Source organism: Ichthyobacterium seriolicida, assembly GCF_002369955.1.
Classification (GTDB): Bacteria; Bacteroidota; Bacteroidia; order Flavobacteriales; family Ichthyobacteriaceae; genus Ichthyobacterium; species Ichthyobacterium seriolicida.
Map to the genome: position 1 here is coordinate 548,725 of NZ_AP014564.1, position 26,133 is coordinate 574,857.

A 26,133-nucleotide genomic window follows, 5' to 3' on the forward strand; every position below is an offset into this window, starting at 1 on the left:
TCGCCTCATAAGTATAAAAGGATTTCAATAACTACGCTAGCAACCTCTTAAACCCCAATAAATTTAAAAGATTAAAGTGATTTTATTAATCGAACTAAGGTTATTAATACAATTCGGTTAATATCTATATTTGCACGTTATTATGAAACAGAGAGTTGTAATATGTCTATCGGGAGGGGTAGATTCTAGCGTAGCCGCTCATATCTTAGTTCAAAAGGGATATGAGGTAATAGCTGTATTTATGAGAAATTGGAATGATGAATCCTTGATCATATCTAATGAGTGTCCCTGGGTAGAAGATAGCAACGATGCTATGATGGTGGCTCAGAAATTGGGAATTCCATTTCATATAATAGATCTCACTAAAGAGTATAAGAGGAGAATAGTAGACTATATGCTAGAAGAATACGGAAGAGGTAAAACGCCTAATCCAGACGTGTTGTGCAATAGAGAGATAAAATTCAAAATTCTCTTAGAAGAGATAGAAGAGTTAGATGTAGATTTTATAGCTACAGGGCATTATTGTCAAAGGGATGTCATAAAAAAAGGGGGAGAGGAGATATATAGTCTCATAAAGGGGGTGGATCCCAATAAAGATCAGTCGTATTTTTTGTGTTCGCTTTCTCAAGAGCAGCTCTCTAAGGTAATATTCCCTATTGGAGGAATGCTCAAAACAGAGGTCAGGAAAATAGCTTCTGATATGGGTTTGGTAACTGCAGATAAAAAAGACTCTCAGGGATTGTGTTTTATAGGTAAGATAAAGCTTCCTGATTTTTTAAAGCAAGAGTTAATTCCTAGACAAGGGAGTATTGTGAAAATAAGTGATAAAGAAGATATTTATTTGGAGAATCCCACCAGTTTTAACAGTCTAGAACAAGAGTTATATAACCTATATGAGCATAAGAGATATTCCATAAAGATGGGAGAGGTAGTTGGAATACACCAAGGGGCTCACTCCTTTACCATAGGTCAGAGAAAAGGCTTAGGTGTTGGAGGCACTAAAGATCCACTTTTTGTCATTGGAACAGACACAAAGGAAAATGTGGTGTACGTTGGAGAAGGAGATTCTCATCCTGGTTTATTTAAAAGTGTAGTATTTGTATCAGATGAAAACACACATTGGGTACGAACAGATTTGGCTATAGATACTGGTGAATCAATGAAGGTAGAAGCCTGCATAAGATATAGACAGTCCCCTCAAAAAGCTGTGCTGTATAAGTTTGAAAGAGGTTTATACCTGAGGTTTGCCTCACCTCAATGGGCAGTTACACAAGGTCAATTTGTTGTTTGGTATATAGAAAATGAGTTAATAGGTTCAGGAGTCATAGAATAAATAGTTAAAAATAAATGAATATAAACGCTAATATAGTAGCTATAATTGCTTGTTTGCTTTGGTCTTCTACTTTTTTTGTAATCAAGGTAGGGTTGCAGTATACGGATCCTATGCAGTTTGGAGGCATGAGGTTTTTTATTTCTGGATTATTGCTAATTCCCTTTTGCGGAGCCATAAAGCCTTTTTATAAGATAGTGAAAGATAATTTCAAAGTTGTTGTAATGGCAGCTATTTTGTTTACAACTTTAACCTACTCTTTACTTTTTATTGCCATGGATATGATACCAGCTTCGCTGTGTTCTGTTATAATAGGATCTTCTCCATTGGTTATAGCTATATTTTCTCATGTTTTGTTACAGAATGAAAAACTCGATGTTTTCAAGGTTTTCAGCATACTAATAGGGGTTTTAGGGATAGTATTCATAAGCATAAATGAATTATTAGATGTGGAGGTAGGAGATTTAAATGCCTTTATAGGCGGGGTGGTAATTGCTGTATTACACGTGATATCTATATCGTATAGCAATATTTTTGTAGCGAAATATACAAAGGACATTCCTCCTCTTATTCTTTCTTCTTCCCAAATGACAATAGGAGGTTTTTTGCTGATATTGATGTCTATGTTTTTTGAGGGATTTGATCTTTCGGCTTTTTCTAATATCACTTATTGCACTTCTTTAGCTTGGCTGAGTTTTGTATCGGCATTTGCCGTGAGTATATGGTTTGTTTTACTTAGGACAGAATCAGTTAAGGTGTCTTCTCTAAATTTTTGGAAGTTTATCATTCCTGTATTTGGATGTGTTTTAAGTTGGATTTTCTTACCAGAAGAAAATGTAAAAACAAATGTGGTAACAGGAGTATTTCTAATAGCTGTGTCGTTAATAATGTTAAACCTTCCTAATATCAATTCCTTAAAAAGAAATAAGACCATGATAAAAAAACACGATGTCTCCTAATAGAAATAATTTTAATTTTATCTTTTTACACCTGTAAAAATAAGATAGTGTATTTTTGTGAGCCTCTTTTTTATGATAAGACAGTTGTCATTGCCCAGGTGGTGGAATTGGTAGACACGCAATCTTGAGGGGGTTGTATCTTTACAGATGTGCTGGTTCGAGTCCAGTTCTGGGCACTTTTTTATATGAAGGTATTTAATTGACATGTCGTTTTTTTTGTTTTTTAGAGTGATTAGCGCTTTAGAGGGTCTTTCTCTTTTGATTTTATTCGGTATTGCTATGCCTTTTAAATATATTTTACAACAACCAGTTATGGTTGAAGTAGTCGGTATGATTCACGGTATATTGTTTATCATTTACGTTTTATCGTCATTTTTGTTTAAAATAAAGACTCGGTGTACTTGGAAGGATTTCTGCATTATGGTAATTGCTTCGGTAGTTCCCTTTGGGGCTATCTACATAGATAGAAAGTATTTGAGCTGATAACAAAGGGGGTATTATTTCAGTGTTATGCTAGAGATTGTTTTATATGGAGTATCAATGGGTCTGCTACTATCTTTTTTGATGGGACCTGTTTTTTTTATACTTATAGAAACAAGTGTTACTAGAGGGTTTAAAGCGGCTCTGATCTTTGATTTAGGAGTTATCTCCGCCGATATAGTGTTTATATTGGTCTCTCTTTTTGGCAGTAAGCCCATGATAGATGCAATAACTGAAAACTCTTCATTTTTATTGATAGGAGGAGGAGCGCTTATCGTCTATGGCGCTACGTATATCTTTAAAAAAGATAAGGGCGAGTATAGAGATTTGCATTTGCGTAAGGTTAATAACAATTATCTAGCTCTTTTCCTCAAAGGTCTTTTGCTGAATATCAGCAATATGAGCGTATTTATTTTTTGGCTTTCTGTAGTTATTGCTGTAGCAACTAAGATATCTAAGGTTTATTACGAAATTTTTGCTTGTTTTCTATCTATCATATTAACATATCTGTTAATTGATATCTTCAAAATATTCTTAGCCAAGAGATTTAAAAAGAAATTGACAAATAAAAGAATTTACAAGATTAAAAGTGTAACTGGATATCTATTGATTTTTTTTGGTCTATTATTGATAATTAAAACGGTATTCCACATAGAAGAAACTTTTAACATAAAATCTTAGAGATGTCTTTTAAAAAAATATTAGGTGCTGGTTTGGGATGGACTGTAGGAGGTCCTATAGGCGCTATTTTGGGATTTGCTTTGGGAAGTGCTTTTGAGGGAGCCTCGAAAAGAGGTTTTAGTTCTGATAGTATAAAGGCATCACGAGCTACAGATTTTGAAATCTCTCTTTTAGTATTATCAGCTATAGTAATAAAAGCTGATGGAAAGGTAAGTGAATCCGAATTGAGTTTTGTGAGAAGGTACTTCACAAAAGTGTATGGTGAATCTAGGACAGAAGAGAATTTTAAGATTTTTAAGGCTACTGTCATCAACAATGATATTTCTCTTCCTCAGATTTGTGCACAGATAAATCAGTATATGTCTCATGCTGAACGTTTGCAACTAATACATTTTTTATTTGGAGTCGCCAATGCTGATGGAAATGTAGTAACAGCTGAGATAGATAAAATAGCTACTATAGCTAATTACCTAAATATTAGCAAAGGTGATTTTTACTCCATAAAATCTACTTATTACAACGATATAGAATCTATGTATAAGATTTTAGAAGTAGATAAAAATTCTACAAATGATGATATAAAGAGAGCTTATAGGAAGATGGCCAAAAAGTATCACCCTGACAGGATTCAACACTTGGGTGAACAACACGTAAATATAGGTAAGCAGAAATTTCAAAAAGTCAGTGAAGCCTATGATAAGATAAAAGCCGAAAGAGGATTTTAATATATTGTCGCTGCGCTGAATTCTTATGATGAGCCTTTTAATAATTTCATGGTATGACTGTTAATAAAAATCAATCTTTAGGAGAATATATAATAGATAGTCAGGCTTCTTTTAAACATTCTTCGGGGGAATTTTCTAGGCTTATTAACGCCATTCGTCTGGCTGCTAAGGTTGTAAATCACGAGGTTAATAAAACTGGCTTGGTAGATATCACTGGAAGTGTTGGCACTCATAATGTGCAAGGTGAAGATCAACAAAAATTAGACGTCTTTGCCGATAGGGTCTTTACAGAAACCCTAAAAAATAGAAATATAGTCTGTGGAATAGCATCTGAAGAACAAGATACCTTTATAACTATAAACAGTAGAGATAATAAACATCAAAACAAATATGTAGTATTATTAGACCCCCTAGATGGATCTTCCAATATAGATGTAAATGTCTCTATAGGGAGCATTTTTTCTATCTACAAGAGGGTTACTAAAGTGGGCACGCCCGTGACAATAGAAGATTTTCTTCAACCTGGAAAAAATCAGGTAGCAGCAGGTTATATAATTTACGGAACTTCTACTATGCTAGTTTACTCTTGGGGAAATGGTGTAAACGGCTTTACTTTAAATCCTGCTATAGGAACTTTTTATCTATCTCATCCAAATATGCAATTCCCTAAAACGGGAAATATATATTCTATAAATGAAGGTAATTATATTCACTTTCCACAAGGCATAAAAGATTATATAAAATATTGCCAGATGGAAAAAAGTGAAGGTGGAGCTCCTTATACTTCTCGTTATATAGGATCTCTGGTTTCAGATTTCCACAGAAATATGATAAAGGGAGGAGTGTATTTATATCCTAAGAGCTCTAAGAATAGAGCTGGCAAGTTGAGATTATTGTACGAGTGTAACCCTATAGCTTTTTTAGCTGAACAGGCTAATGGCAAGGCCAGTGATGGACATAGAAGGATATTAGATATAGTTCCTACAGAGTTGCATGAGCGAGTGCCATTTATTTGTGGAAGCCAAAAGATGGTAGATAAGGTAGAAGAGTTTATGGGGAGAGATAATAGCTCGCAAATCTAATTTGTCAATGAATTACGGGACATTTGGGTTTTGTCATCTTTAATTCAAACTACAGTTTTATGGCATGAGATGTTTAGTATTAGACAATTACGATTCTTTTACCTACAATTTAGGCCATTTGGTAAAGAGTAATTTTTGTGGTGAAGTAGATGTATTTAGAAACGATCAGATAACACTTGATGCTGTGGCTAAATACGACAGGATACTCTTATCTCCTGGACCTGGGGTTCCCCATGAGGCAAATATGTTAAAGCCTATAATAGAGCGATATGCTTCTAAAAAAAGTATTTTGGGTATATGTTTAGGTCATCAAGCCATAGCTGAGGTTTTTGGAGCGGGTATATTCAACAGCAAAAAAGTGTATCACGGAGTTTGTAGTCAGATAAATATCACCGTTTGTGATGAAATTCTATTTAGAGGATTGCCCACTGAGATAAAGGTAGGAAGATATCACTCTTGGCTGGTTTCCCCTTGTGAATTTCCAGATAATATGGAGGTTATAGCTACTACTCAAGAAGGTGACATTATGGCTTTGAGGCATAAAGAGTACAAGGTAAAGGGCTTTCAGTTTCATCCCGAATCTATCTTAACCGATTATGGAGGAAGGATGATTAAAAACTGGATTGAGTTGGGCTAATAATTTATTAAAATCTCAAACTCAGCAACTTTTTTTATTTTCTATTAACCCTTTTATTTGCTGTCTTTCTACGGCTTATTTGTTCGTTTCTCAGTTAGTAGCATTTTTTTGGGTTAGATTTTTTTATATAGATTTGCCCAGCACTTTTATACATTTGGCCAGCACTTTTTTGTCTCGATGCTTAAAGGGTCAGAGTTTTTTTGATCCATCCATCCTATCAAGGATGGGTTAATTCGTTAAAGTTTAATAAAAATATAATTATTATGAATGTAACTCAAAAGTTATTACTTTTTTTAGGTATTCTGTTTTTTCAGAGTTCCTACGCGCAGAAATCCAAGATATCAGGTACTATAACCTCTAAAGACAACGGCGAGGTTTTGCCAGCAGTTTCAGTTATTGTAAAAGGAAGTGGCATTGGAACCTCTTCAGATTATGACGGTAATTACGTTATAGAAGCTAGTAAAGGTGATGTTCTAGAATTTTCTTTTATAGGCATGAGAACGATCACTGTAGTTGTAGAAGATTCTAATACAATTGATGTTATTATGGATAGTGACGCTCAGGTATTAGAAGATGTAGTAGTTACAGCCCTGGGAATAAAGAGGGATAAAAAATCTCTGGGCTATTCGGTTCAAAAAGTTTCTGGAGATAACATGAACGTTGTCAAATCAGGTAATATTACCAATTCTCTTTCTGGTAAAGTGTCCGGTGTAAGGATAAACAAGACTAACAATATGGGAGGAAGTAGCAATGTTGTTATAAGGGGGAACTCTTCTTTATCTGGCAGTAATCAAGCTCTTTTTGTAGTAGATGGCGTTCCTGTTTCGAACTATTTTAGAAACGAGAGTAACAGTGATGTTCCGATAGATTTTGGTAATATAGCCTCTGATATTAATCCAGAAGATATAGAATCTGTAGAGGTTCTAAAAGGAGCGGCAGCTAGTGTTTTGTACGGATCTCAAGCAGCTAATGGGGTGATAATGATAACCACCAAAAAAGGTGGAACTATAGGCAAAAAAACTATGGATATTACTGTTAATTCTTCTACCTCTTTCGGCCTTCTAGATAGGAGCACTTTCCCGAAGTATCAAAAAGGATATGGCGCTGGTTATTATGGTGAAAAGGATTGGAGTAATTTTTTTGGAGAAAAAAATAGTGGCGTAGCTACAGGCCAGGATGCTTCTTTTGGCCCTGCGTATTCAGAAGATAAAAAAGTATACCACTGGTGGTCTTTATATAAAAGTCTTGGAGAGGAAAAATATAAAAAGAAAGGGGCTTGGAAGTATGCTGAAAATGGTCCAGAAACTTATTTTGAAACGCCAATAACCCTTTCTAACTCTCTTAGCATATCAGGTTCTGATAAAGGCATGACATATAGATTGTCTTATACAAATCACGACGAGAAGGGCTCTGAGCCAAATTCTTCTTTAAAGAAGGACAATTTTACTGTTAATACTTCTTATAAGTTTACAGATGATTTATCCTCTACATTATCTGTGAGTAATATACGTCAGAGCTCTATAGGGAGGAGTCGCATGGGGTACAACTCGAATACTATGGCCATGTTTAGGCAGTGGTGGGCGACCAATGTAGATTTAAAAGAACAAAAAGAGGCTTATGAGAAGACTAAGAAAAACATTTCTTGGAATACTAATTTAGATAAAAACGGCAATCCTCAGCCTGCATATTGGAATAATATGTATTTCGAGAGATATGAAAATTACACTACTGATTACAGAAATAGATGGTTGGGTAATATGTCTTTGGATTACAAGATATTAGATTATGATAAGTTAAAAGTTTCTGCATTGCTCAGAGGGGCTTTAGACACATACTCTATGGACATGGATCTGAGGATTGCAAAGGGCAGTAATGCTATGGATCTTGGCGATTCTGGCATTGAGATTGATTCTGGATACTTCAGAGGAAGTAGAACTAGTAGAATATTAAATTACGATGCTATATTAAATATTAGTTTTCCTATAACTGAGGACATAGGTTTTGTAGGTCTTTTTGGTGGAAATATAAAAAGAGATTTTGTCAGCTATATCTCATCTAATACTAAAGGAGGTCTCGCCGTTTCTGGATATTATTTTTTAGGTAATTCCCTACGAGATACTGCCCCTCCACGTGAAGATGAGGAGCAGGTTGGTTTAAATTCTGTTTATTCAAATGCTTCTTTCGACTATAAAAAATATCTATATATGGATTTGGCTTTTAGAGTTGATCAATCCTCTACACTTCCAAAGGCTAGCAATGTGTACTTTTATCCTTCTGTGTCTACTAGTTTTATATTTACAGAGTTATTTGATATCCCAACGATCTCTTTTGGTAAACTTAGATTTAATTTTGCTCAGGTAGGAGCACCAGCTCCATATGATGTTCTCATAGATAGATATAAGCCTTTAGATAATAACGGAGGTATAGTATCTACTCTTAGTTCTAGAAAAATGAATCCAGATTTAAAGTCTGAAAAAACTACTTCTTACGAGCTTGGACTAAATTTAAAGTTTTTAGAAAACAAATTAGGTTTAGACATAGCTGCTTATCACAATTTATCTAAAGATCAAATTACTTATCTCCCAGTGAGTCTTTCAACTGGTTATGCTGATAAAGTTATCAATGGTGGAGAAATATTAAATAAGGGATTAGAAGTCTCTCTAAACACCTATAATGTGAATATGGGTTCTGTCTCATGGTCTTCTTCTATAAATTGGTCTTTGAATAGAAGTCTTGTAGTTTCTCTGGCAGATGGTGTAGATAAAATTACTCTTGGAAGTTATCAAAGTAATGTAACTGTACGAGCTACTCCAGGTGAGCCTTATGGTCTTATATACGGTTCGGATTATGTCTACGATAAAAACGGTCAAAAGATAGTACACAGTGAAGGTCCTAATAAAGGCAAATATAAAGTCACTAAAACTGTAAACGAGGTGATAGGTGATCAAAATCCTGATTGGTTATTGGGATGGTCTAATACTTTTTCTTACAAAGGGGTCTCATTGTCTTTTTTGTTTGATTATCAACAAGGAGGGGATATTTACTCTTTAGATATGTGGTATGGAATGGGTACTGGGCTGTATGAAGAGACAGACTTCCTTAATGACAAAGGCAATCCTGTTAGAAATAAGATAGCAGACGGAGGGGGGTATATCAACCCTGGGGTAAATGAAGATGGCGCAAAAAATGAAACTAGGCTTGAAGTTGTAGACGGGACTTTTGGATATGGCGCTTTGCCTCATAAAGCTTTTGTATATGATGCTTCATATATAAAGTTAAGAGAGGTTTCCCTGTCGTATAAATTACCTGTAGACAACATTAAATTTTTAAAGGGAGTGACATTAGGTATAGTAGGTTCTAACTTGTGGATATTGCATAAAAACCTACCTCATGCTGACCCTGAATCTGCCTTAGGTGCTGGTAATGTACAAGGTATTAGTATCGGATCATTGCCTGTGTTTAGGGAATTAGCTTTCAATGTTAAAATTAATTTTTAAGAAAAAAAATATGAAAAGTAAAGCGACTATGTCCTACATAAAATTTATAAATAATATGAAAAATAAAATAATCCTTTTTTTAGCACTTTTATTTGTGTTTGGATGTAAACACGATTACATGACAGATATAACAGATATGAATAAAAATGACAAGATTTTAGGCAGAACAACTATTAATTCTTTGTATTTACGGGCTCAGAATCGTATTGTGAATAATCTTTTGGATATTAGTGACAATACTAATAATAGCAGATTATGGGTTCAGCACTTACAACAAACAACCTATATACAGGAGTCTAATTACAACATGTCTAGGAGAAATGTGCCGCATAATACGTATAAAGATCTTTATATGAGAGGATTAAGTAATTTAAATGAAGCTAAAAAATTATTAAAAGAGGATAAGGGGATAAAAGAATCCGTGAAAAAAGTAAGAGATGCTATTTTGGATATACATATTGTATTTGCTTATAGCAGGTTAGTAGAAACTTTTGGGAATATTCCATATAAAGAGGCTTTAGATATAGAGAATCTATCTCCTAAGTACGATGACGCTAAAACAGTTTATAAAGACTTAATAAGCAAATTAGATAAGGCTATAAAGGCAATATCCGCTAATCCCCAAGCATGCGGCTTCCCTGATGACAATGTTTATACTACAACATTGGGGTGGAAAAAATTCGCTGCTTTTCTAATGTTTAGAATGGGGTTGGTTATGGCAGATGTAGATGAAACTTATGCTAAAGACATAGTTGTAAAAGCTAATAATTATGGATTATTTGAATCTAGTGCTGATAACGCTTACTATAATTACAAGCCTGTACAACCTAATCAAAATAGGATGTATCTAGCTTTGGTAGCTAGTGGGAGGAATGACTACGTAATAGCCAAAACATTTATAGATGTTTTGGAGAGCTTAAACGACCCTAGAATATCTAAGCTATGTACTCCGGTTAGTCCTAACAAGTATTTAGGAGGGGAGATAGGCAAGGGAAGTGCATATTCTGAATATTCTCATGTTACAGATAGGTTTACAAAAGCTGACGCTAAGGGACGTATCTTTGATTACAGTGAAGTAAAATTATTATTAGCAGAAGCTGTCCAAAGAGGCTTTTTGGCTGGAGATGCAAAGCAACACTATGATGATGGAGTCACTGCTTCAATAGTGTTTTTTGGAGGTACTGATGCAGAGGCTACAACTTATTTGGCACAACCTGAAGTAGTTTACGATGCTACAAAATGGAAAGAGAGGATAGGTACTCAAATGTGGATAGCTATGTACAATAGAGGTAGTTCCGCTTGGTTGCACTGGAGAAGGTTAGATTATCCTGAGTTAGCACCAGCAGCTGAGCCTTTTGGAGGTATCAGTCAACCGCCGTATAGATATACTTATCCAGTTTCTGAGCAGAATTTGAATAAAAAATCATACGAACAAGCAAGTAGTGCTATAGGTGGAGATAATTTAGACACCAAGTTATTTTGGGATAAATATTAGGCAGTTCTTACCTTGTTTCAACTGTATTAGAGCTGTTTGTTTTAAATTAATCAGCTTATAATTAGCCAAAGAAGCCGTCTCATTAATGAAATGAGGCGGTTTTTTAATTTTTGGTATGTAGCGCTATATTTTACTTTCCTTTTAAAAGGAAGTTCTTTTTTATGATACCTTTTTTCGAAGATTGTGTGCTAAAGCATGTAATCCAAATTCTAATTCTGCTTTTTTCATCCTTTTATGTGTAAATCTCTCGAAATTTCGGCTTGATTTGATATATCCGAAGACAGGTCCCACATCTGATGTTCTTTTTTTTACGTCTATTTTGACCTTCATTACTCTTGAGCCTATTACGCATTATATTCTTTTGTCTTTCAAGATGATCGTTACGTTCTATCCTTCTATTGTACTTTGATTTATGGCAAAGCCCTCGTAGTGAACATTCTTGACAATTTTGTGCCTCATATACGCTCAAGGTTTGATTGTAACCTGATTTTGTTGTATTCTCTCGTTCATAGATTTTCTCTATTCTTTGGCCCACATAGGACATATAGTAATCCCCTTGTTCATTATAATGAAGATTATCTCTATGAAAGTCAACTTTAGAGATTTTCTTTTGATTAGATTTATAAGTCCGTTGCTCTTTATCAAAAGTGTTATACTTGACATAACCACTTATTTCAACATCTTCTAGGTATTGGCATTTTTTTTCACTCCCATAACCAGCATCTGCACTAAGGTATTTTGGAAATGATTGATTTTGAACATTATACCCTGGTTTTAATTGACCATTGAGTATATGATTTTCTTTCATGCGCATAAAGGTAGCGTCAGGATACGTTTTACTATAACTGTTACGCTATGATATCATTTGTTCTTGTTGCTGATACTTTTCAAGGTTGATTGGGAAATTCTTTTCCATATAGCGTGCCTTGGCTTTGGCTTTACTGCTTGCTTTGGTATTACCTTTGAGTATCTTATTGATTTTAGTAGCCGTCTTTTCTACTTTCTCTTTATCAATCTTGCTAAAGTCTTGAGGAGTAGGATCTAGATCTTCTTCATCTGCGATACTCTGAGCATACTGCCACATATTTTCCAGTTGCTCGGACATTTTCTCTTTACGAGTCTTAATCGCATTACCCCAAACAAAAGTATAACGTCCAGCCATGGATTCAATTTTAGTCCCATCTGTAAAGACTTCCTTGAGTGTTAACAAGGCTTCATCTGCCAATAACAAGACCACTTGTTTGAAAATATCTTTAAAAATGGTCTTGAGTTTTTTACTACGGAAACGAGCAATGGTATTGTGATCTACTACCTGTTGAGCTGAAAGCCACATATAAATGATGTTTTCACGCATTGCTTTCTCAATTTTTCTTGAAGAATAGGTGTTATCCATGTAGGCATATACCATTACTTTGAGCATCATCTTAGGATGGTAGCTTGGTTTCCCTTCTTTACTGTACTCAGAAATCAACAAATTGAGGTTTAGTTGTTCAATCACACCATTGACAACTCGCACAGGATGATCTGCAGGAATCAATTCTTCGATACTAGGCGGAAAAAGCCAATTTTGTCATTGGTTGTAGTCCCTGAAATTTGTATTCATACTATTTTGATTATCAATCAGTTAGTGAGATAAACTAACGGGTAAAAAACTACACTTTCAAACAAAAAAACTGCCTCGGTTTTGAGACAGCTTCTTCTATTAACAAAAAAGTTAAGGAAAAAATATCACGTCTAATCTATTTTAATATGACTGTGAATAATCCGGGTTAAACCTATTTTTATTTTTTAGTCTTTAGACAGCAATCTTTTATGAAAAAATAGTTGTTTATTTGCACTTCTTTGAGGGGCAAGAGCTAAGAAATTTCTTTAGCTTCCCTTTTTTAGTTTAAAATAAAACTCAATAATATCATATTAAACAATAAATTAAAGTAACTTGAAATGATAAAAAAAGCATGTGTATTCCTAGTTTTACTGGGGTTATTTACAAATTGTTCCAACAACAATAATAGTTTTACTATTAAAGGAGAGGTATTAGGGACATTAGATTCTCTCAGTAGAGATGTTCATTTGCTGGAAATGAAAAAAAATATAGGTAGCGTTATCCTAGATAGCACGAAGATATCAAGTGATAATAAATTTTCCTTTTCAGGAAAAAAAGTTGAACAAGGACTATTATTTATAGAGTTACAAGCTCATAAAGGCAGGTATGCGGCAATTTTTATGGGGGCTGATGATGTATCTGTAGTCATACCTATCGACAGTATAGAAAGAGCAAATGTAAAAGGTTCTGCTACTGATGAACTGTTTAAAAAATTGGTTGAAAAAGTTGAAAGTATAGAACTATCAAGCAGCAAAGAGTTACAAGACAAATATATGGAGGCTGTAAATCAAAACGACACTCTATTGGCTATGGAGGTAGAGAAAAAAATGATGGAGAAATACAAAGAGATGGAGAGTCAAATTTCTGAGATATCTGTTTCTTTTATAAAGGAGAATCCTGATAGTCCAGTTTCAGCTTTTATTTTGAAAACATTGAGGGGCATATCTAATTCCGAGTTGAAAGAATACTACGGTATTTTAAGTGATGATGTAAAGAAAACCAGTTTTGCTCAAGAAGTAAGAGATAGAATAGAGGAATCTGAATCTCAAGAAGATGAGAAAAACGCTGATAACAAAGATGAAGACCACACTAAAAATTCTGATTCTAAAGAAGATAACCACGAAAATCATGAGGACCACGATGGTCATAATCATGACAAATAGATTTTAAGATTCTATCTAAATTTAGAGATAATCCATATTATTGATTTGTATTTTTATCAATAATGTGGATTATTTTTTTTAGGTCACTCCTGTTATTTTCAACAAATTTTAAGGCTCTTTGTCCAGCTTCCTTCCTAATATCACCATCGAGTAGTTTTTTTATAATATCTCCCAATGAAGTAACGTTATTTTCTATTGGGAAAGCTGCATTTTCCTCAACCATTTTTACAGCTTCTAAAAAATTATGGTAGTTTTTCCCTATTATTATAGGAAGTCCAAATGCTGCAGGTTCCATTATATTGTGAAGTTCTCTTTTTTCTAATCCTCCTCCTATATAGCTGATATCACCGTATTTATATACGGCACTTAGCATGCCTACGTTGTCTAATATTAATACATCATAGAGGGATATATCTTGTCGGTTTATCTCAGAAAAAAGTACATATTTAGATTTTATATTATTTTTTAATTCTTGAATATTTCTTTTTGTTATCTCATGTGGAGCTATTATGAATTTCATATTACAATTATCATTATTTATAATATGAGTCAGTAATTTTTCACAAGGCTTTGAGGTACTTCCTGCTATTAATAATATTTTTTCACCTTTAAATTTTTCAATTTCCCCTATATGGGAAGATTTTCTAGCTATCTCTATAACTCTGTCAAAACGAGTATCTCCAGACACTGTTACACTGTCTATTCCTATAGATTCAAGCAGCTTTTTTGACCCTTCATCTTGAACAAAAAAATGTGTGAATTTTTTTATCCCTTCTCTCATAAAATTTCCATACCACTTAAAAAACATCTGATTTCTATTAAAAATAGCCGACACTATAAACGTTGGTATTTTCCTACTGTGTAAAGTATTTATAAAGCAAAACCAGAATTCATATTTTATAAAAATAACCGCCTCGGGATTGGCTATTTCTAGAAATGTATTGACATTTTTTATAGTGTCTAAAGGGAGGTAACATATATAGTCGGCTTTGGAATAAGACTTATGTACTACATCATAACCCGAAGGAGAAAAAAAACTCAACAATATTTTATTATTTCCCTTTTTGAAAAGTTCTATGAGAGGTCTGGCTTGTTCAAATTCACCTAAAGAAGCACAGTGAAACCAGATTACATTTTTTTTTCTATAAAAATCTCTACGCATTTTTTTATCCCAATCGATTCTTCCCTCTACAAACTTTTTAATTTTCGGGCTGAATAACGATAGAATATTTATTAAAATGCCTGAAGTGTTGACAATTATATTATAGATAAAATACAAAGAGATATGTTTTTTTTAGAAAAAAATGTGTGTGAATCTCAGAATCTGGGATTACTGTTTTAAAGTTAAATCATAAGCTTTTTTTATATCTCTCAAACTCCATTTTCCTATTATCACACCTTTATTTAAGAGTATTACTCCTGGGTTAGCTCTTATTATTGTCTTTAGAGTAGTGTCATCCATATACAGCTCTAGATTATCTAGAGTATAGCTATTTGAGGCTTTACCCATAGTACTAATGGGCAATAAAAAGTATATTTCCACACCTTGTTTGATAAAATCATCTCTCCATTTGATTAACTCTTTTTGAGTTTCTCCTTCTATCTCAAAAGGTTCATAAGAGGTTATTAATATCAGATTTTCTCTTTGTAGTAATTCAGATGTCAGATCTTTATCTTCCTTAGATAATAGGTAGAAGTTTTTTATAGGCGATTCATAACCTTTTTTTATTAGAATCCTCTTTCTATCTACGAATTCGGCGCCTTCTATATTCCAAGGCTCTTGTTCTGTAGAAAACACTTTGTCTTTTCCATCTACTCTATAGATCCATTTCATCTCGTAAATATCTGGATCTTCTCGCTCAGATCTATCTATTTCTTTTAAAATATCCGTTCCTATGGAATAAGGCCTGAAGTCTTTTATGGGCAGAAAAGAGATTATGTATATTCCAATTGCTAAGGCACTTATTAAAGTGAATAACACAATCCCTTCAGATACTTTTTTACTAAAAAGCGCTTTGCAATATTTTATTCCGAAACATATGATCAGTATGAAGAATAAGAGTATAATATCCTTATAAAAGGATTGCCAAGGTGTTAATTTTATAGCATCTCCAAAGCATCCACAGTCGGTTACTTTGTTGAAGTACGCAGAATAGAAAGTCAAAAAGGCGAAAAATACGGTCAATCCTAAGAGGTTGTATATGGTAATCTTAGGTCTAAAACCGATGATTAGCAAAGTGCCCAATAATATCTCGTACACTATTAAAGAGAAGGCTATAGGCAGAGTTTTATCTACTAAAAAAGGAATGTCAAAAACGCTTGGACTAAAGTATTCATAGAGTTTAAAAGAGAGGCCTAATGGATCATTGAGTTTTATTATTCCTGAAAAGATGAATACGCCTCCGACAAAAAAACGAGATAGAGTAACTAGTATTTTCATTTTATCATGCCTTTAAGAGTTTTGGAGCTTACTTAAAAGATGAGCTAAGCATTTAAGAGTAATCGTCCTTTGTTATATATGCCGATGACTTTTCCTTTTAACTCTTTTTTTATAAACATAGAATTCTTAGACTTAGACATTATGTCCTTTTCGGTAAAAATCCACTTAATATCTGGGTTGAAAAGGGTTAGATTAGCTTTTTCCCCCTCTTCTATTTTAGTATTTTTTATTCCAAAAATGTTTTTAGGATTTGAATTTATCAAGTTTATGATCTCTTCTATAGAAATATCACCTTCTAATTCTCTGTTGATCACCCCAAAACAGCTTTCTAGGCCTATAGTTCCAGGTTTGGCATATTCGAATTCACATTTTTTATCTTCAATATTTATTGGAGTGTGATCCGAAGAAATAGCATCTATGATTCCTTTCTTTATAGCTAATTTAAGAGCTTCTACATCTTTTTTTGAACGAAGAGGAGGTTTGACTTTAAATAGAGTGTCAAAATCATCTAATTCATCTTCAGTAAGAGATATATGATGTGGAGTCACATGGCAACTTATTTGCATTCCTTCTTTTTTAGCATTCTCTATTAAGGAAATAGAATTATGAGTAGATATGTTTTGTATATGTAAATTCCCTTTTGTATATCTCATTAATGATATATCTCTAGAGAGTTGTAATTCTTCTGATAGGGAAGGATTCCCTTTCAATCCCAGCTGAGTAGATTTTATTCCTTCATTGATATGAGCTCCTCCAGAGAGATCTTTTGTATCTGGAAAAGCGATTACCTTTTTACCTAGCTCCTTATTGTATAAAAGAGCTAATTTCATAGTGTCAGAGTTAGTAACAGTGTTTTTATTATCACTAAATGCTATGGCACCAGCTTCGACCATATCATAACTTTCGGCTAATTCTTCTCCTTTACATTTCTTGGTTAAAGCCCCTATGGGAAATAAATCTACTATATGTTCTTTAGATTTTTCTCTTAAGAAATGTATTCCTGAAGAATTATCTATTGTCGGTTCAGTATTAGGCATAACAGCCACCGAAGTAAAGCCGCCTTTTGCGGCAGCATTCAATCCAGATTCTATGGTTTCTATGTGTTCATAGCCTGGTTCTCCAAAATTCACATTACAGTCAAACCAACCTGTAGATACGTATAAATTATTATCTTCAACAATTTTAGTGTCGTCGGATATTTTTATACTATTCGATATCTCTTTTATTGTATTACCCTCTATTAGGATGTCTTTCTTAAGACCATTATGAGAACTTTCGGAATCTATTATTATAGCATTTTTTAATAGTATTCTCATAGTGATTTATTTTAAAATAGAGAGCTAAATTTTAATATTGGGGTCAAAATTAGCCAATTTTTAAAATTATTTGTAAACCTGAGTTCGATTAATAATTCGCTTGCCAAAAATACTTTAAAGACTTGATTTTACTAAAAAGCTTTTCGTTACTATATCCATTTGCATAAGTGATGTTTTTTTTTAAAATTAGGGCTGAAAGTTTTAATTCGAACGGTTATTCTTGTCGTCATGAATACTAATCTCTCTCTTCTTTTTGGACTTATATTTTTCTTGTTCCTAAGTATCGACTCTACTTCCACTAATTTTCCTGATAAATTGAGCTATCAAGTAATAATTCTAAAAGGCAATAAATTGTTGAAAGAATCAATGGTTAGTATTCGTATTTCCCTGTACACTTTAAATGAAAAAGATTTAGAAGAAGAGGTTGTATTCTAAAGTCCACTTAAATGTTAAAACAAATAAGAACGGCTTAGCTTCTCTAAAGAATAGGAGAAGGGATTAAATTTGGAAATTTTGTTATGTCAAAATTATCTGATTTAAAATGGTCAAAAAACTCTTATTACATCAAATCAGAGATAGATCTGACTGGCAAAAATAATTAGGTTCAAGACAACTTAAGGTAAATTTACATGTGTATAACCCTATGAAAAACAAGTATATAATTCGTTTGAGAATTTCTGAGGCAAAATTCAGGTCTATTTTACGGTTATTTTGCCTAGATATAGCAAGCAAAAAAAGTTAGTAAATTGACTGATGTAAGTCGTTATACTATCAACAAAATTTTTGACAAATTACGTTTGTTAATTGCTCAAAAATGCGAAGAAGAAAGTCTCTTTAATCAAGGGGAAATAGAATTAGATGAGAGTTATTTTAGAGCTAAACGAGCTAGGGGAAAAAGGGTACGAGGATCAGGAGGAAAAGTTCCTGTATTTGGTATGTTAAAGAGAGAGGGGAAAGTTTATACAAATTGTAAAAAACTGCTCATCATCAGTAATAATGCTTATCATAGAGAGCAGAGCAAGTAAAGAAAGTATAAATTTATACTGATAGATTTAAGTCTTATGACGGCTTGGTAAATTATGGTTATAAGAGGCATTATAGATTAAAACATAGTGAAAATGAATTTGCTAAAGGAGTAAATCATATTAATGGAATAGAGAATTTTTGGGGACTATGTAAAGTTCGATTATCCAGGTTTAGAGGAGTTCATAAGCACAAGTTTTATTATCATCTAAAAGAGTGTGAATGGAGATTTAATTATCGCTATGAAAATTTGTATTTATATCTGTTAAAATGGATAAAAAAAATCCCCTTAAGTTATCTTGAACCTAATTTTTAGTTCAAGATAACTTAAGAGGTTTCTCTTAATATCAGTAAAGGGTTTCTAGATTAGAAACATATTTTAATGCATAACAGCCTCTCCTGCTCCACTTGGTATTCTAATGTTCTCTACTATTTCTTGAACTTTAGCAGGGGGTTCTGGAGTAAAGGCTGAAATTACTATAGAGCAGATGAAATTCACCAACATAGCCACTAAGCCAAAACCTTCTGGAGAAAGACCAAACCACCATTCAGATTCATCTGGAACTACCCCTCCATCAAACCAACCTAATTTGTACTTTATCATATAGTAAAGCATCAACATCATACCTATTACCATTCCAAATACAGCGCCTTCTTTGTTCATTCGTTTGTAAAATATACCTAAAACTATTGCCGGGAAAAATGAAGATGCTGCTAAGCCAAAAGCTAAAGCTACAGTTGCTACCACAAAACCAGGTGGATTAACACCAAAATAACCAGCTACAAAAACAGATAATATTATAGATACCCTAGCTGCTATCAATTCTTTTTTTGCCGATATATTAGGATTAAATTGTTTTTTTATCAAATCATGTGATATAGCAGAAGAGATTACCAATAATAACCCTGCTGCAGTAGATAACGCAGCTGCTAGAGCGCCTGATGCCACTAAAGCTATAACCCAATTTGGCAGATTAGCTATTTCAGGACTAGCCAAAACCATTATATCTCTATCTAATGTCAACTCATTACTCTTCTTATCTGCTAGATACTGTATCTTTCCATCTCCATTTTTATCCTCAAAACTGATCAACTTAGTATTTTCCCATTTATTAAACCATTCAGGCATACTAGAATAAGGCTTGTCACTAACAGTCTCGATTAGATTAACCCTAGAAAAAACAGCTACAACAGGAATAGTAGCATATAAAATAGTTATAAATAATAGTGCATATCCAGCAGATTTACGGGCATCCTTGACCTTTTTAACTGTGAAAAACCTAACTATTACATGAGGAAGTCCAGCAGTACCAGCCATCAAAGTGAATGTTATAGCCAACATATCTAAAATGGACTTGCTCCCCTTAGTATAATCGTTAAATCCTAATTCTCTGGATAATCCATCTAATTTGTCCAATAAGTAGGTTCCATCTGATAGCTGACCTCCAAACCCGAGTTGAGGTATAGGGTTCCCAGTCATCTGGAATGATATAAATATAGGAGGAACCATAAATGCAAAAATTAGTATACAGTATTGTGCTACTTGAGTATATGTAATCCCTTTCATCCCCCCCAACACAGCGTAGAACAAGACCACTATCATACCTATTATAACCCCAGCATCTATAGATACTTCAAGGAAACGAGAAAATACTATACCTACTCCACGCATCTGACCTGCCACATAAGTGAAAGATACTATAAGAGCACAGAACACAGCTACAGTTCTAGCTATATTAGAGTAATATCTATCCCCTATGAAATCTGGAACAGTAAATTTTCCAAATTTTCTCAAATAGGGAGCCAAAAGCAAAGCCAATAAGACATAACCACCTGTCCATCCCATGAGATATACAGATCCGTCGTATCCCATAAAGGAAATTATACCAGGGGCACTTATAAAGGCAGCAGCAGACATCCAATCTGCAGCTGTGGCCATCCCGTTAGATAGAGAGGATATTCCTCCTCCAGCCACATAGAAATCTTCCGTGGATCCTGCCCTAGACCAAATCGCTATACCTATGTATACTATAAATGTTATAGAGACCAATATATAAGTCCAAATTTGTACATCCATTGCTTTATTATTTTTTAAAGTGTATAATATTATTCATCGTAACCATATTTTTTGTCTAGTTTATTCATAAGGTACACATATACGAATATTAATATCACATATACGAACATGGACCCTTGTTGAGCAAACCAAAACCCCAATTTAAAACCTCCCATTCTTATTTCATCGAGATCCTCCTTTAGGATAATTGATAATACATAAGAGACTAAAAACCACAATCCTAAAAGGACTATCAAGTACTTTAAGTTCTCTTTCCAATAAGCACTTGCATTTTTTTGTTCATTTAATTTATCCATAATATTTATATTACAAATTGTACTTGCAAAATCAAACTTTTATTTAAAGAAGTATCTTCAACTGATTTATTAATTTTATATTCTAAAGATGCCCTTAAGAATATATCTAGTTTCAAAAGATTAATACCTAATTTCATATCCCATCCAGAATTATATCCATCGACCCTAGGATGTAAAAAACTATAAGAAGCATAAGGCTGAAGATTAAAGTCCTCTAAAAAATAACCTAATGTCAATGTAGTATTAGATCCTGTGAATCTATAACCTCTTGCATTCTTCCCATAATTAGTGTCTTGAAAAAGCGCATAAGCTGTTAATCCTTTCATATCTAAATAAGCATCTACTGAAAAATGTAAAGCATCTTGATATTCTATCTGGTTTACGTTTTTTATCTCAGAAATCTTTGTTATAGGAGATAATTTATCCCTTAAAGTAATAGACGCATTGGGATGATACCAAATGCCTGCTCCAACATTGAAAACATTTCCTTTTTTACTGAAAGTACTCCCAGACTTAAAAGGGAATTTATCGCCTTCTTCATCCAAGAATTGATATTCTAATCTAGAAGTATAATTCAATCTAGATTTCTCCGAGTTAGAGACCTTAGGTGAGATATATGCCCCAGCATAAGCCGACACATCTTTTGATATAGGAGTGTCATCATTTACAACGTATGAATTTTCAGAATCATTTATAGTAAAGGAATACTTCAATTTATCTGAGAGAGATCCTTTGATAAAAACTCCAATTTCTCTTACAGCCTGTCCTGTTCTACCATAATTTAACCATACTCTATCATTAGGACCGCCCATTGTCATGGCGCTATTGCCAGATCCTACTTGTGCTCTAGATATACCGCACCAATAATGTAGTCCTAGTCCTATATACATCTTTTTATCTATGACCATATACTCTCCTGTGGCATCGTTTAAAAACACCATAGCTTTTGACTCTCCATCTACACCGGTATTTTGAGCATTAAACGACCGTGAACCTATACTTGTCATTACCATAAATCTAGGAGAAAATTGACCATAAACGAAAATATTTGAACCTTTAAAATCTAAAAAATTTTTTTGATCTCTGGTTCCAATCTTTTTTATGCCAGCTCGAAAAGTATTCCAAATAGTTAGACTCAAAAATTTAGAGCCCGATTCATTTAATTTAAATAAAAGTGGATAACGTTTATCTAATTCATCATCTATTTTATCTTCCTGAGAAAAACCCATTCGAAATGAAAGTAGGAATAGGATTAAAAAATAATATTTTTTCATATCTAATTATATTTTAAAATTAACTCTGTTTATAAAAAATGACATAACAATAATTGAATCATACGCTTATTTCTGAAACTAATACACCTGATTTTTCTAAAAACTCTACTCCAGAGTAGTCTTTATATTTATTATAAAATACCACTCTTTTTATATTCGCTTGTAATATGAGTTTGCTGCACTCCCTGCAAGGACAAAGAGTTATATAAAGTGTAGCTCCTTTGCAAGATTGGGAAGAGGAAGCTACCTTTGAAATAGCATTAGCCTCTGCATGCAATACGTACCATTTTGTGTATCCTTCACTGTCTTCACAATCATTTTCAAATCCAAAAGGGGTTCCATTATAACCGTCTGAAATAATAGTTTTATCCTTTACTATAATCGCACCTACCTGCCTCCTTTTACAGTGAGATAATTTTGCCCACTCCATAGCTATACGTAAATAAGCCTTGTCGTATTTTAACTGTTTTTCACTTATCATGAACCCTACTAAAAATTAAACTAGAATCCCCCAAAAAAATATAATCCATCGCATAAATTATATATTAACTATTCCCTTTTTTTTATAATTATTTCAAAATAAGACCTCAAAAAAATAAACACTTAAGTTTAAATTGAGACACAAAAAAAAGGTATGATCCAAAGATCATACCTAATTATTTTTTTTCCCGATCGGAATAATATAAAAACTGCTTTAATGCAACCGTATAACTGCGTTCACTCAACACAAAAAGATTGCAAAAGCTCCTATAGTATTCGAACTTAATTTTCACTGTTTTGGCAATTCATAAAATACATGCCACGAAAGTAAGTATTAAATATAAATAAAAGGAATAAAAAAAAGAATAAAAAAAAGGCATAAAACCTAGCCTTCATTATTTTTTCTTATCAAATTAAGAGCTGAACCCGCCTTAAACCATTCAATTTGATTCTCGTTATAAGTATGCTTACATATAATGTCATCAACACTACTATCACTGTGTTTTACCCTTAGAGTTATAGATTTATTTGGAGAAATACTCTTTAAATCAATAAGATCAAATATATCATCTTCCTGTATTAAATCGTAATCACTCTCATTTTCAAAAGTGAGAGCCAACATACCCTGTTTTTTTAAATTAGTCTCGTGTATTCTTGCAAAAGATTTTACTAGCACAGCTACTATACCTAAATGCCTAGGTTCCATAGCGGCGTGTTCTCTTGAAGAACCCTCTCCATAATTGTGATCTCCAACTACTATGGTTTTTACATTATTCGATTTGTAATATCTCTGAACACTAGGAACCTCTCCAAACTCGCCATTTAACTGGTTTTTTACTTCATTGGTCTTATCATTGAAAAAATTCACAGCACCTATAAGACAGTTATTAGATATATTATCCAAATGCCCCCTATACTTCAACCATGGACCAGCCATAGAAATATGATCGGTAGTACATTTGCCCTTTGCCTTTATTAACAGTCTAAGTCCAAAGATGTTCTCCCCATCCCACTCATCAAAAGGAGATAAAATCTGTAACCTGTCAGAAGTCTTTGAAACAACCACTTCCACATTAGATCCGTCTTTTACTGGTTCTTGATATCCTGGATCTTCTACAGAAAAACCATTTGGAGGAAGCTCCAATCCAGTTGGGAGATCTAATTTAACTACATCACCATCATCGTTGATAAGAGTATCTTTTATAGGATTGAAATCTAATCTCCCAGATATAGCTAAAGCCGCTACCATCTCTGGAGATCCAACAAAAGCATAAGTGTTAGGATTACCATCGTTCCTCTTGGCAAAATTTCTATTGAATGAATGAACTATTGTATTTTTTCTCTCCTTATCTTTTTGAGATCTGTCCCACTGCCCAATACAAGGACCACACGCATTGGCAAATATTATAGCGTCTAATTCCTTAAACGTATCGATATATCCCTCCTTCTCTATAGTATGTCTAACTTGTTCAGAGCCTGGATTTATGCCAAGTTTCGATTTCATCTTTAACTTTTTATCTATAGCCTGTTGAACTATAGAAGCTGCTCTAGAAATATCTTCATAAGAAGAATTAGTACAAGAACCTATAAGACCGTATTCAACATCTAAAGACCAATCGTTATCCAAGGCTTCTTTCTTCATCTTTGAAATAGGAGTAGCTCTATCAGGAGTAAAAGGACCATTTAAATGTGGTTCTAATTCAGATAGGTTTATCTCTATAACCCTATCAAAATACTTTTCTGGATTTTCGTATACTTCCCTATCACCTGTTAAATGTTCGGATATCTGATCTGCTAGGGCAGAAACCTCTTTTCTTCCCGTAGAGTTTAGATACCTCCTCATAGAGTCGTCATAGCCAAAAGTAGAGGTAGTAGCTCCAATTTCAGCTCCCATATTACATATTGTACCTTTACCAGTACAAGATATATTCTCGGCACCCTCACCAAAATATTCAACTATAGCCCCAGTTCCTCCTTTAACAGTCAGAATGCCAGATACTTTAAGTATTACATCTTTAGCCGAAGTCCATCCACTTAATTCTCCTATGAGCTTAATTCCTATCAGCTTAGGAAATTTTAATTCCCAAGGCATATCTGCCATTACATCTACAGCATCTGCACCTCCTACACCTATTGCTACCATTCCCAATCCACCTGCATTTACAGTATGAGAATCCGTTCCTATCATCATCCCCCCAGGGAAAGCGTAATTCTCTAGTACTACTTGATGTATGATTCCAGATCCAGGTTTCCAAAAGCCTATTCCGTATTTGTTAGATATAGACGCTAGAAAATCAAATACCTCTTGAGAAGACTCGTTAGCTGCCAATAAATCTTCTTTAGCCCCTTGTTTGGCCTGTATTAAATGATCGCAATGAACAGTAGTTGGCACTGCTACTCTTTTCTTCCCAGCTTGCATAAATTGCAAAAGAGCCATCTGCGCAGTAGCATCCTGACAAGCTATCCTATCTGGTTTGAAATCTACATAATCTTTTCCCCTTTCATAATCTTTTAGTGGCAATCCTTCCCATAAGTGCGTGTACAATATCTTTTCAGATAAAGTAAGAGGTCTACCTAATAATTCCCTAGCCATTTTCACCCTCTCAGGATATAGAGAATAAAGAGCTTTTATAACATCTAAATCAAAAACCATAGTTATCAAATAATAATATTAATTCGCGAGATTACCAATCACAAAGTTAGTAAAACATTAAACAAACCCTTAGACTCCGTAAATTAAAACTCTATAATCAAATTTAATCTTCCTCTAGACTCCGTAAATTAAAACTCTATAATCAAATTTAATCTTCCTCAGAAGAAATAAAGTGCTTTAAGTACTCCCTATTCATTATAGCTATATTTTCTAGAGATATTCCCTTTGGACATTCAATCTCACAAGATCCAGTATTAGTACAGTTCCCAAATCCTTCTAAATCCATCTTCTCAACCATTTTTAATACCCTTTGCTTAGCTTCTACCTTACCCTGAGGTAAAAGAGAAAATTGAGACACTTTAGCCGACACATACAACATAGCAGAAGAGTTCTTACAGGTAGCTACACAAGCTCCACACCCTATACAAGTAGCAGCATCAAAGGCCTTGTCCGCATCGCTCTTAGGAATAGGTATGGCGTTGGCATCTGAAGTATTACCAGAAGTGTTGACCGAAATAAAACCACCAGATGCCATAATCCTATCAAAAGCTGTCCTGTCTACTACTAAATCTTTTACCACAGGGAAAGCTCTAGCCCTCCAAGGTTCTATATATATGACGTCACCATCTTTGAATCTCCTCATATGCAATTGACAGGTGGTGATAAGCTCATCAGGACCATGTGGTCTCCCATTTATATACAGAGAACAAGCTCCACATATTCCCTCTCTACAATCGTGATCAAAAGCTATTGGATCATCGCCTTTGTTTACTAATTCTTCATTTAGTACATCTAACATCTCTAGAAAAGACATCTCTGGAGATACATCAGGCATATTGTAATCGACAGACCTGCCTTTATCCTCAGCGTCTTTCTGCCTCCATATTTTTAATGTTAAATTCATAGTCTCATTCTTAGAAAT

At 33.8% G+C, this 26,133-nt stretch carries 23 protein-coding genes, 1 tRNA gene and 1 pseudogene; 13 read left to right on the forward strand and 12 right to left on the reverse strand.

The genetic code is table 11. The features are described 5' to 3' along the window. Positions 1-142: 142 nt before the first annotated feature. From mnmA to JBKA6_RS02120, 10 genes are all read left to right on the forward strand, one after another. Positions 143-1,333, forward strand: coding sequence for a tRNA 2-thiouridine(34) synthase MnmA (mnmA, locus tag JBKA6_RS02075; RefSeq protein WP_096685389.1), 1,191 nt, complete (start codon positions 143-145; stop codon positions 1,331-1,333). A 14-nt stretch (positions 1,334-1,347) separates the two neighbouring features. Beyond that, positions 1,348-2,289 (forward strand): DMT family transporter, encoded by a 942-nt coding sequence (locus JBKA6_RS02080; protein ID WP_096685391.1) that lies wholly within the window; start codon positions 1,348-1,350, stop codon positions 2,287-2,289. 92 nt (positions 2,290-2,381) lie between these two features. Further along, positions 2,382-2,465, forward strand: a tRNA-Leu gene (locus tag JBKA6_RS02085). A 28-nt stretch (positions 2,466-2,493) separates the two neighbouring features. Continuing rightward, positions 2,494-2,772 carry a DUF3817 domain-containing protein gene (locus tag JBKA6_RS02090; RefSeq protein ID WP_096685393.1) on the forward strand — a complete coding sequence of 93 codons (279 nt, stop codon included), beginning with the start codon at positions 2,494-2,496 and terminating at the stop codon, positions 2,770-2,772. 57 nt (positions 2,773-2,829) lie between these two features. Further along, on the forward strand, positions 2,830-3,450 hold the full coding sequence (locus JBKA6_RS02095) for a LysE family translocator (protein WP_262490695.1): 621 nt from the start codon (positions 2,830-2,832) through the stop codon (positions 3,448-3,450). A 2-nt stretch (positions 3,451-3,452) separates the two neighbouring features. Next, positions 3,453-4,175, forward strand: coding sequence for a TerB family tellurite resistance protein (locus JBKA6_RS02100; protein WP_096685397.1), 723 nt, complete (start codon positions 3,453-3,455; stop codon positions 4,173-4,175). Positions 4,176-4,228: 53 nt separating this feature from the next. After that, complete coding sequence (gene fbp, locus JBKA6_RS02105) at positions 4,229-5,257, forward strand: class 1 fructose-bisphosphatase (RefSeq protein ID WP_096685399.1); 1,029 nt, start codon at positions 4,229-4,231, stop codon at positions 5,255-5,257. A gap of 64 nt (positions 5,258-5,321) precedes the next feature. After that, positions 5,322-5,894 (forward strand): anthranilate synthase component II, encoded by a 573-nt coding sequence (locus tag JBKA6_RS02110; RefSeq protein ID WP_096685401.1) that lies wholly within the window; start codon positions 5,322-5,324, stop codon positions 5,892-5,894. Between the two features lie 263 nt (positions 5,895-6,157). Beyond that, on the forward strand, positions 6,158-9,391 hold the full coding sequence (locus JBKA6_RS02115; protein WP_157776880.1) for a SusC/RagA family TonB-linked outer membrane protein: 3,234 nt from the start codon (positions 6,158-6,160) through the stop codon (positions 9,389-9,391). A 55-nt stretch (positions 9,392-9,446) separates the two neighbouring features. Further along, positions 9,447-10,886, forward strand: a complete 1,440-nt coding sequence (locus tag JBKA6_RS02120; protein ID WP_157776881.1) for a SusD/RagB family nutrient-binding outer membrane lipoprotein — start codon at positions 9,447-9,449, stop codon at positions 10,884-10,886. A gap of 159 nt (positions 10,887-11,045) precedes the next feature. Here JBKA6_RS02120 and JBKA6_RS08060 read toward each other — a convergent pair whose 3' ends face one another. Genes JBKA6_RS08060 through JBKA6_RS08070 form a run of 3 tightly spaced genes read right to left on the reverse strand, consistent with a single transcriptional unit; the run spans position 11,046 to position 12,309 of the window. Then, positions 11,046-11,177, reverse strand: coding sequence for a transposase (locus tag JBKA6_RS08060; RefSeq protein WP_394340181.1), 132 nt, complete (start codon positions 11,175-11,177; stop codon positions 11,046-11,048). After that, the gene (locus JBKA6_RS08065; protein ID WP_394340182.1) at positions 11,119-11,694 is read right to left on the reverse strand and encodes a transposase; all 576 of its coding nucleotides are present in this window, start codon (positions 11,692-11,694) and stop codon (positions 11,119-11,121) included. Before JBKA6_RS08065 ends, JBKA6_RS08060 begins: the two co-directional genes overlap by 59 nt. 45 nt (positions 11,695-11,739) lie before the next feature. After that, positions 11,740-12,309 carry a transposase gene (locus JBKA6_RS08070; protein ID WP_394340190.1) on the reverse strand — a complete coding sequence of 190 codons (570 nt, stop codon included), beginning with the start codon at positions 12,307-12,309 and terminating at the stop codon, positions 11,740-11,742. A gap of 518 nt (positions 12,310-12,827) precedes the next feature. Here JBKA6_RS08070 and JBKA6_RS02130 point away from each other — a divergent pair. Then, a complete protein-coding gene (locus tag JBKA6_RS02130; protein WP_096685407.1) occupies positions 12,828-13,652 on the forward strand; it encodes a DUF4369 domain-containing protein in 825 nt (274 codons plus the stop codon). Positions 13,653-13,689: 37 nt separating this feature from the next. Here the strand turns inward: JBKA6_RS02130 and JBKA6_RS02135 are convergent, their stop codons facing one another. The 3 genes from JBKA6_RS02135 to JBKA6_RS02145 form a co-directional block, all read right to left on the reverse strand. After that, positions 13,690-14,814 (reverse strand): 3-deoxy-D-manno-octulosonic acid transferase, encoded by a 1,125-nt coding sequence (locus tag JBKA6_RS02135; RefSeq protein WP_157776882.1) that lies wholly within the window; start codon positions 14,812-14,814, stop codon positions 13,690-13,692. A gap of 168 nt (positions 14,815-14,982) precedes the next feature. Continuing rightward, complete coding sequence (locus JBKA6_RS02140; RefSeq protein ID WP_096685411.1) at positions 14,983-16,092, reverse strand: BT_3928 family protein; 1,110 nt, start codon at positions 16,090-16,092, stop codon at positions 14,983-14,985. Positions 16,093-16,136: 44 nt separating this feature from the next. Continuing rightward, positions 16,137-17,408, reverse strand: a complete 1,272-nt coding sequence (locus tag JBKA6_RS02145) for a dihydroorotase (protein WP_096685413.1) — start codon at positions 17,406-17,408, stop codon at positions 16,137-16,139. Between the two features lie 228 nt (positions 17,409-17,636). On the opposite strand from JBKA6_RS02145, the gene JBKA6_RS02150 reads away from it, so the two are divergent. Together JBKA6_RS02150 and JBKA6_RS02155 are read left to right on the forward strand one after the other, a co-directional pair. Then, entirely contained in the window at positions 17,637-17,843 is a 207-nt protein-coding gene (locus JBKA6_RS02150; RefSeq protein ID WP_096685415.1) for a hypothetical protein, read from the forward strand. 208 nt (positions 17,844-18,051) lie between these two features. Beyond that, positions 18,052-18,747, forward strand: a pseudogene (locus tag JBKA6_RS02155) (IS1595 family transposase). Positions 18,748-18,810: 63 nt separating this feature from the next. Here the strand turns inward: JBKA6_RS02155 and JBKA6_RS02160 are convergent. From JBKA6_RS02160 to JBKA6_RS02185, 6 genes are all read right to left on the reverse strand, one after another. Beyond that, positions 18,811-20,508: a sodium:solute symporter family protein gene (locus JBKA6_RS02160; protein WP_096685417.1), complete on the reverse strand. Its 1,698-nt coding sequence runs from the start codon at positions 20,506-20,508 to the stop codon at positions 18,811-18,813. A gap of 29 nt (positions 20,509-20,537) precedes the next feature. Then, the gene (locus JBKA6_RS02165; protein WP_096685419.1) at positions 20,538-20,804 is read right to left on the reverse strand and encodes a DUF4212 domain-containing protein; all 267 of its coding nucleotides are present in this window, start codon (positions 20,802-20,804) and stop codon (positions 20,538-20,540) included. Positions 20,805-20,809: 5 nt separating this feature from the next. Next, complete coding sequence (locus JBKA6_RS02170; RefSeq protein WP_157776883.1) at positions 20,810-22,078, reverse strand: hypothetical protein; 1,269 nt, start codon at positions 22,076-22,078, stop codon at positions 20,810-20,812. A 58-nt stretch (positions 22,079-22,136) separates the two neighbouring features. Next, the gene (locus JBKA6_RS02175; protein ID WP_096685423.1) at positions 22,137-22,559 is read right to left on the reverse strand and encodes a deoxycytidylate deaminase; all 423 of its coding nucleotides are present in this window, start codon (positions 22,557-22,559) and stop codon (positions 22,137-22,139) included. A 384-nt stretch (positions 22,560-22,943) separates the two neighbouring features. Further along, positions 22,944-25,211 (reverse strand): aconitate hydratase, encoded by a 2,268-nt coding sequence (locus tag JBKA6_RS02180; protein WP_096687339.1) that lies wholly within the window; start codon positions 25,209-25,211, stop codon positions 22,944-22,946. 148 nt (positions 25,212-25,359) lie between these two features. Then, the gene (locus JBKA6_RS02185; RefSeq protein WP_096685425.1) at positions 25,360-26,115 is read right to left on the reverse strand and encodes a succinate dehydrogenase/fumarate reductase iron-sulfur subunit; all 756 of its coding nucleotides are present in this window, start codon (positions 26,113-26,115) and stop codon (positions 25,360-25,362) included. Positions 26,116-26,133 lie beyond the last annotated feature (18 nt).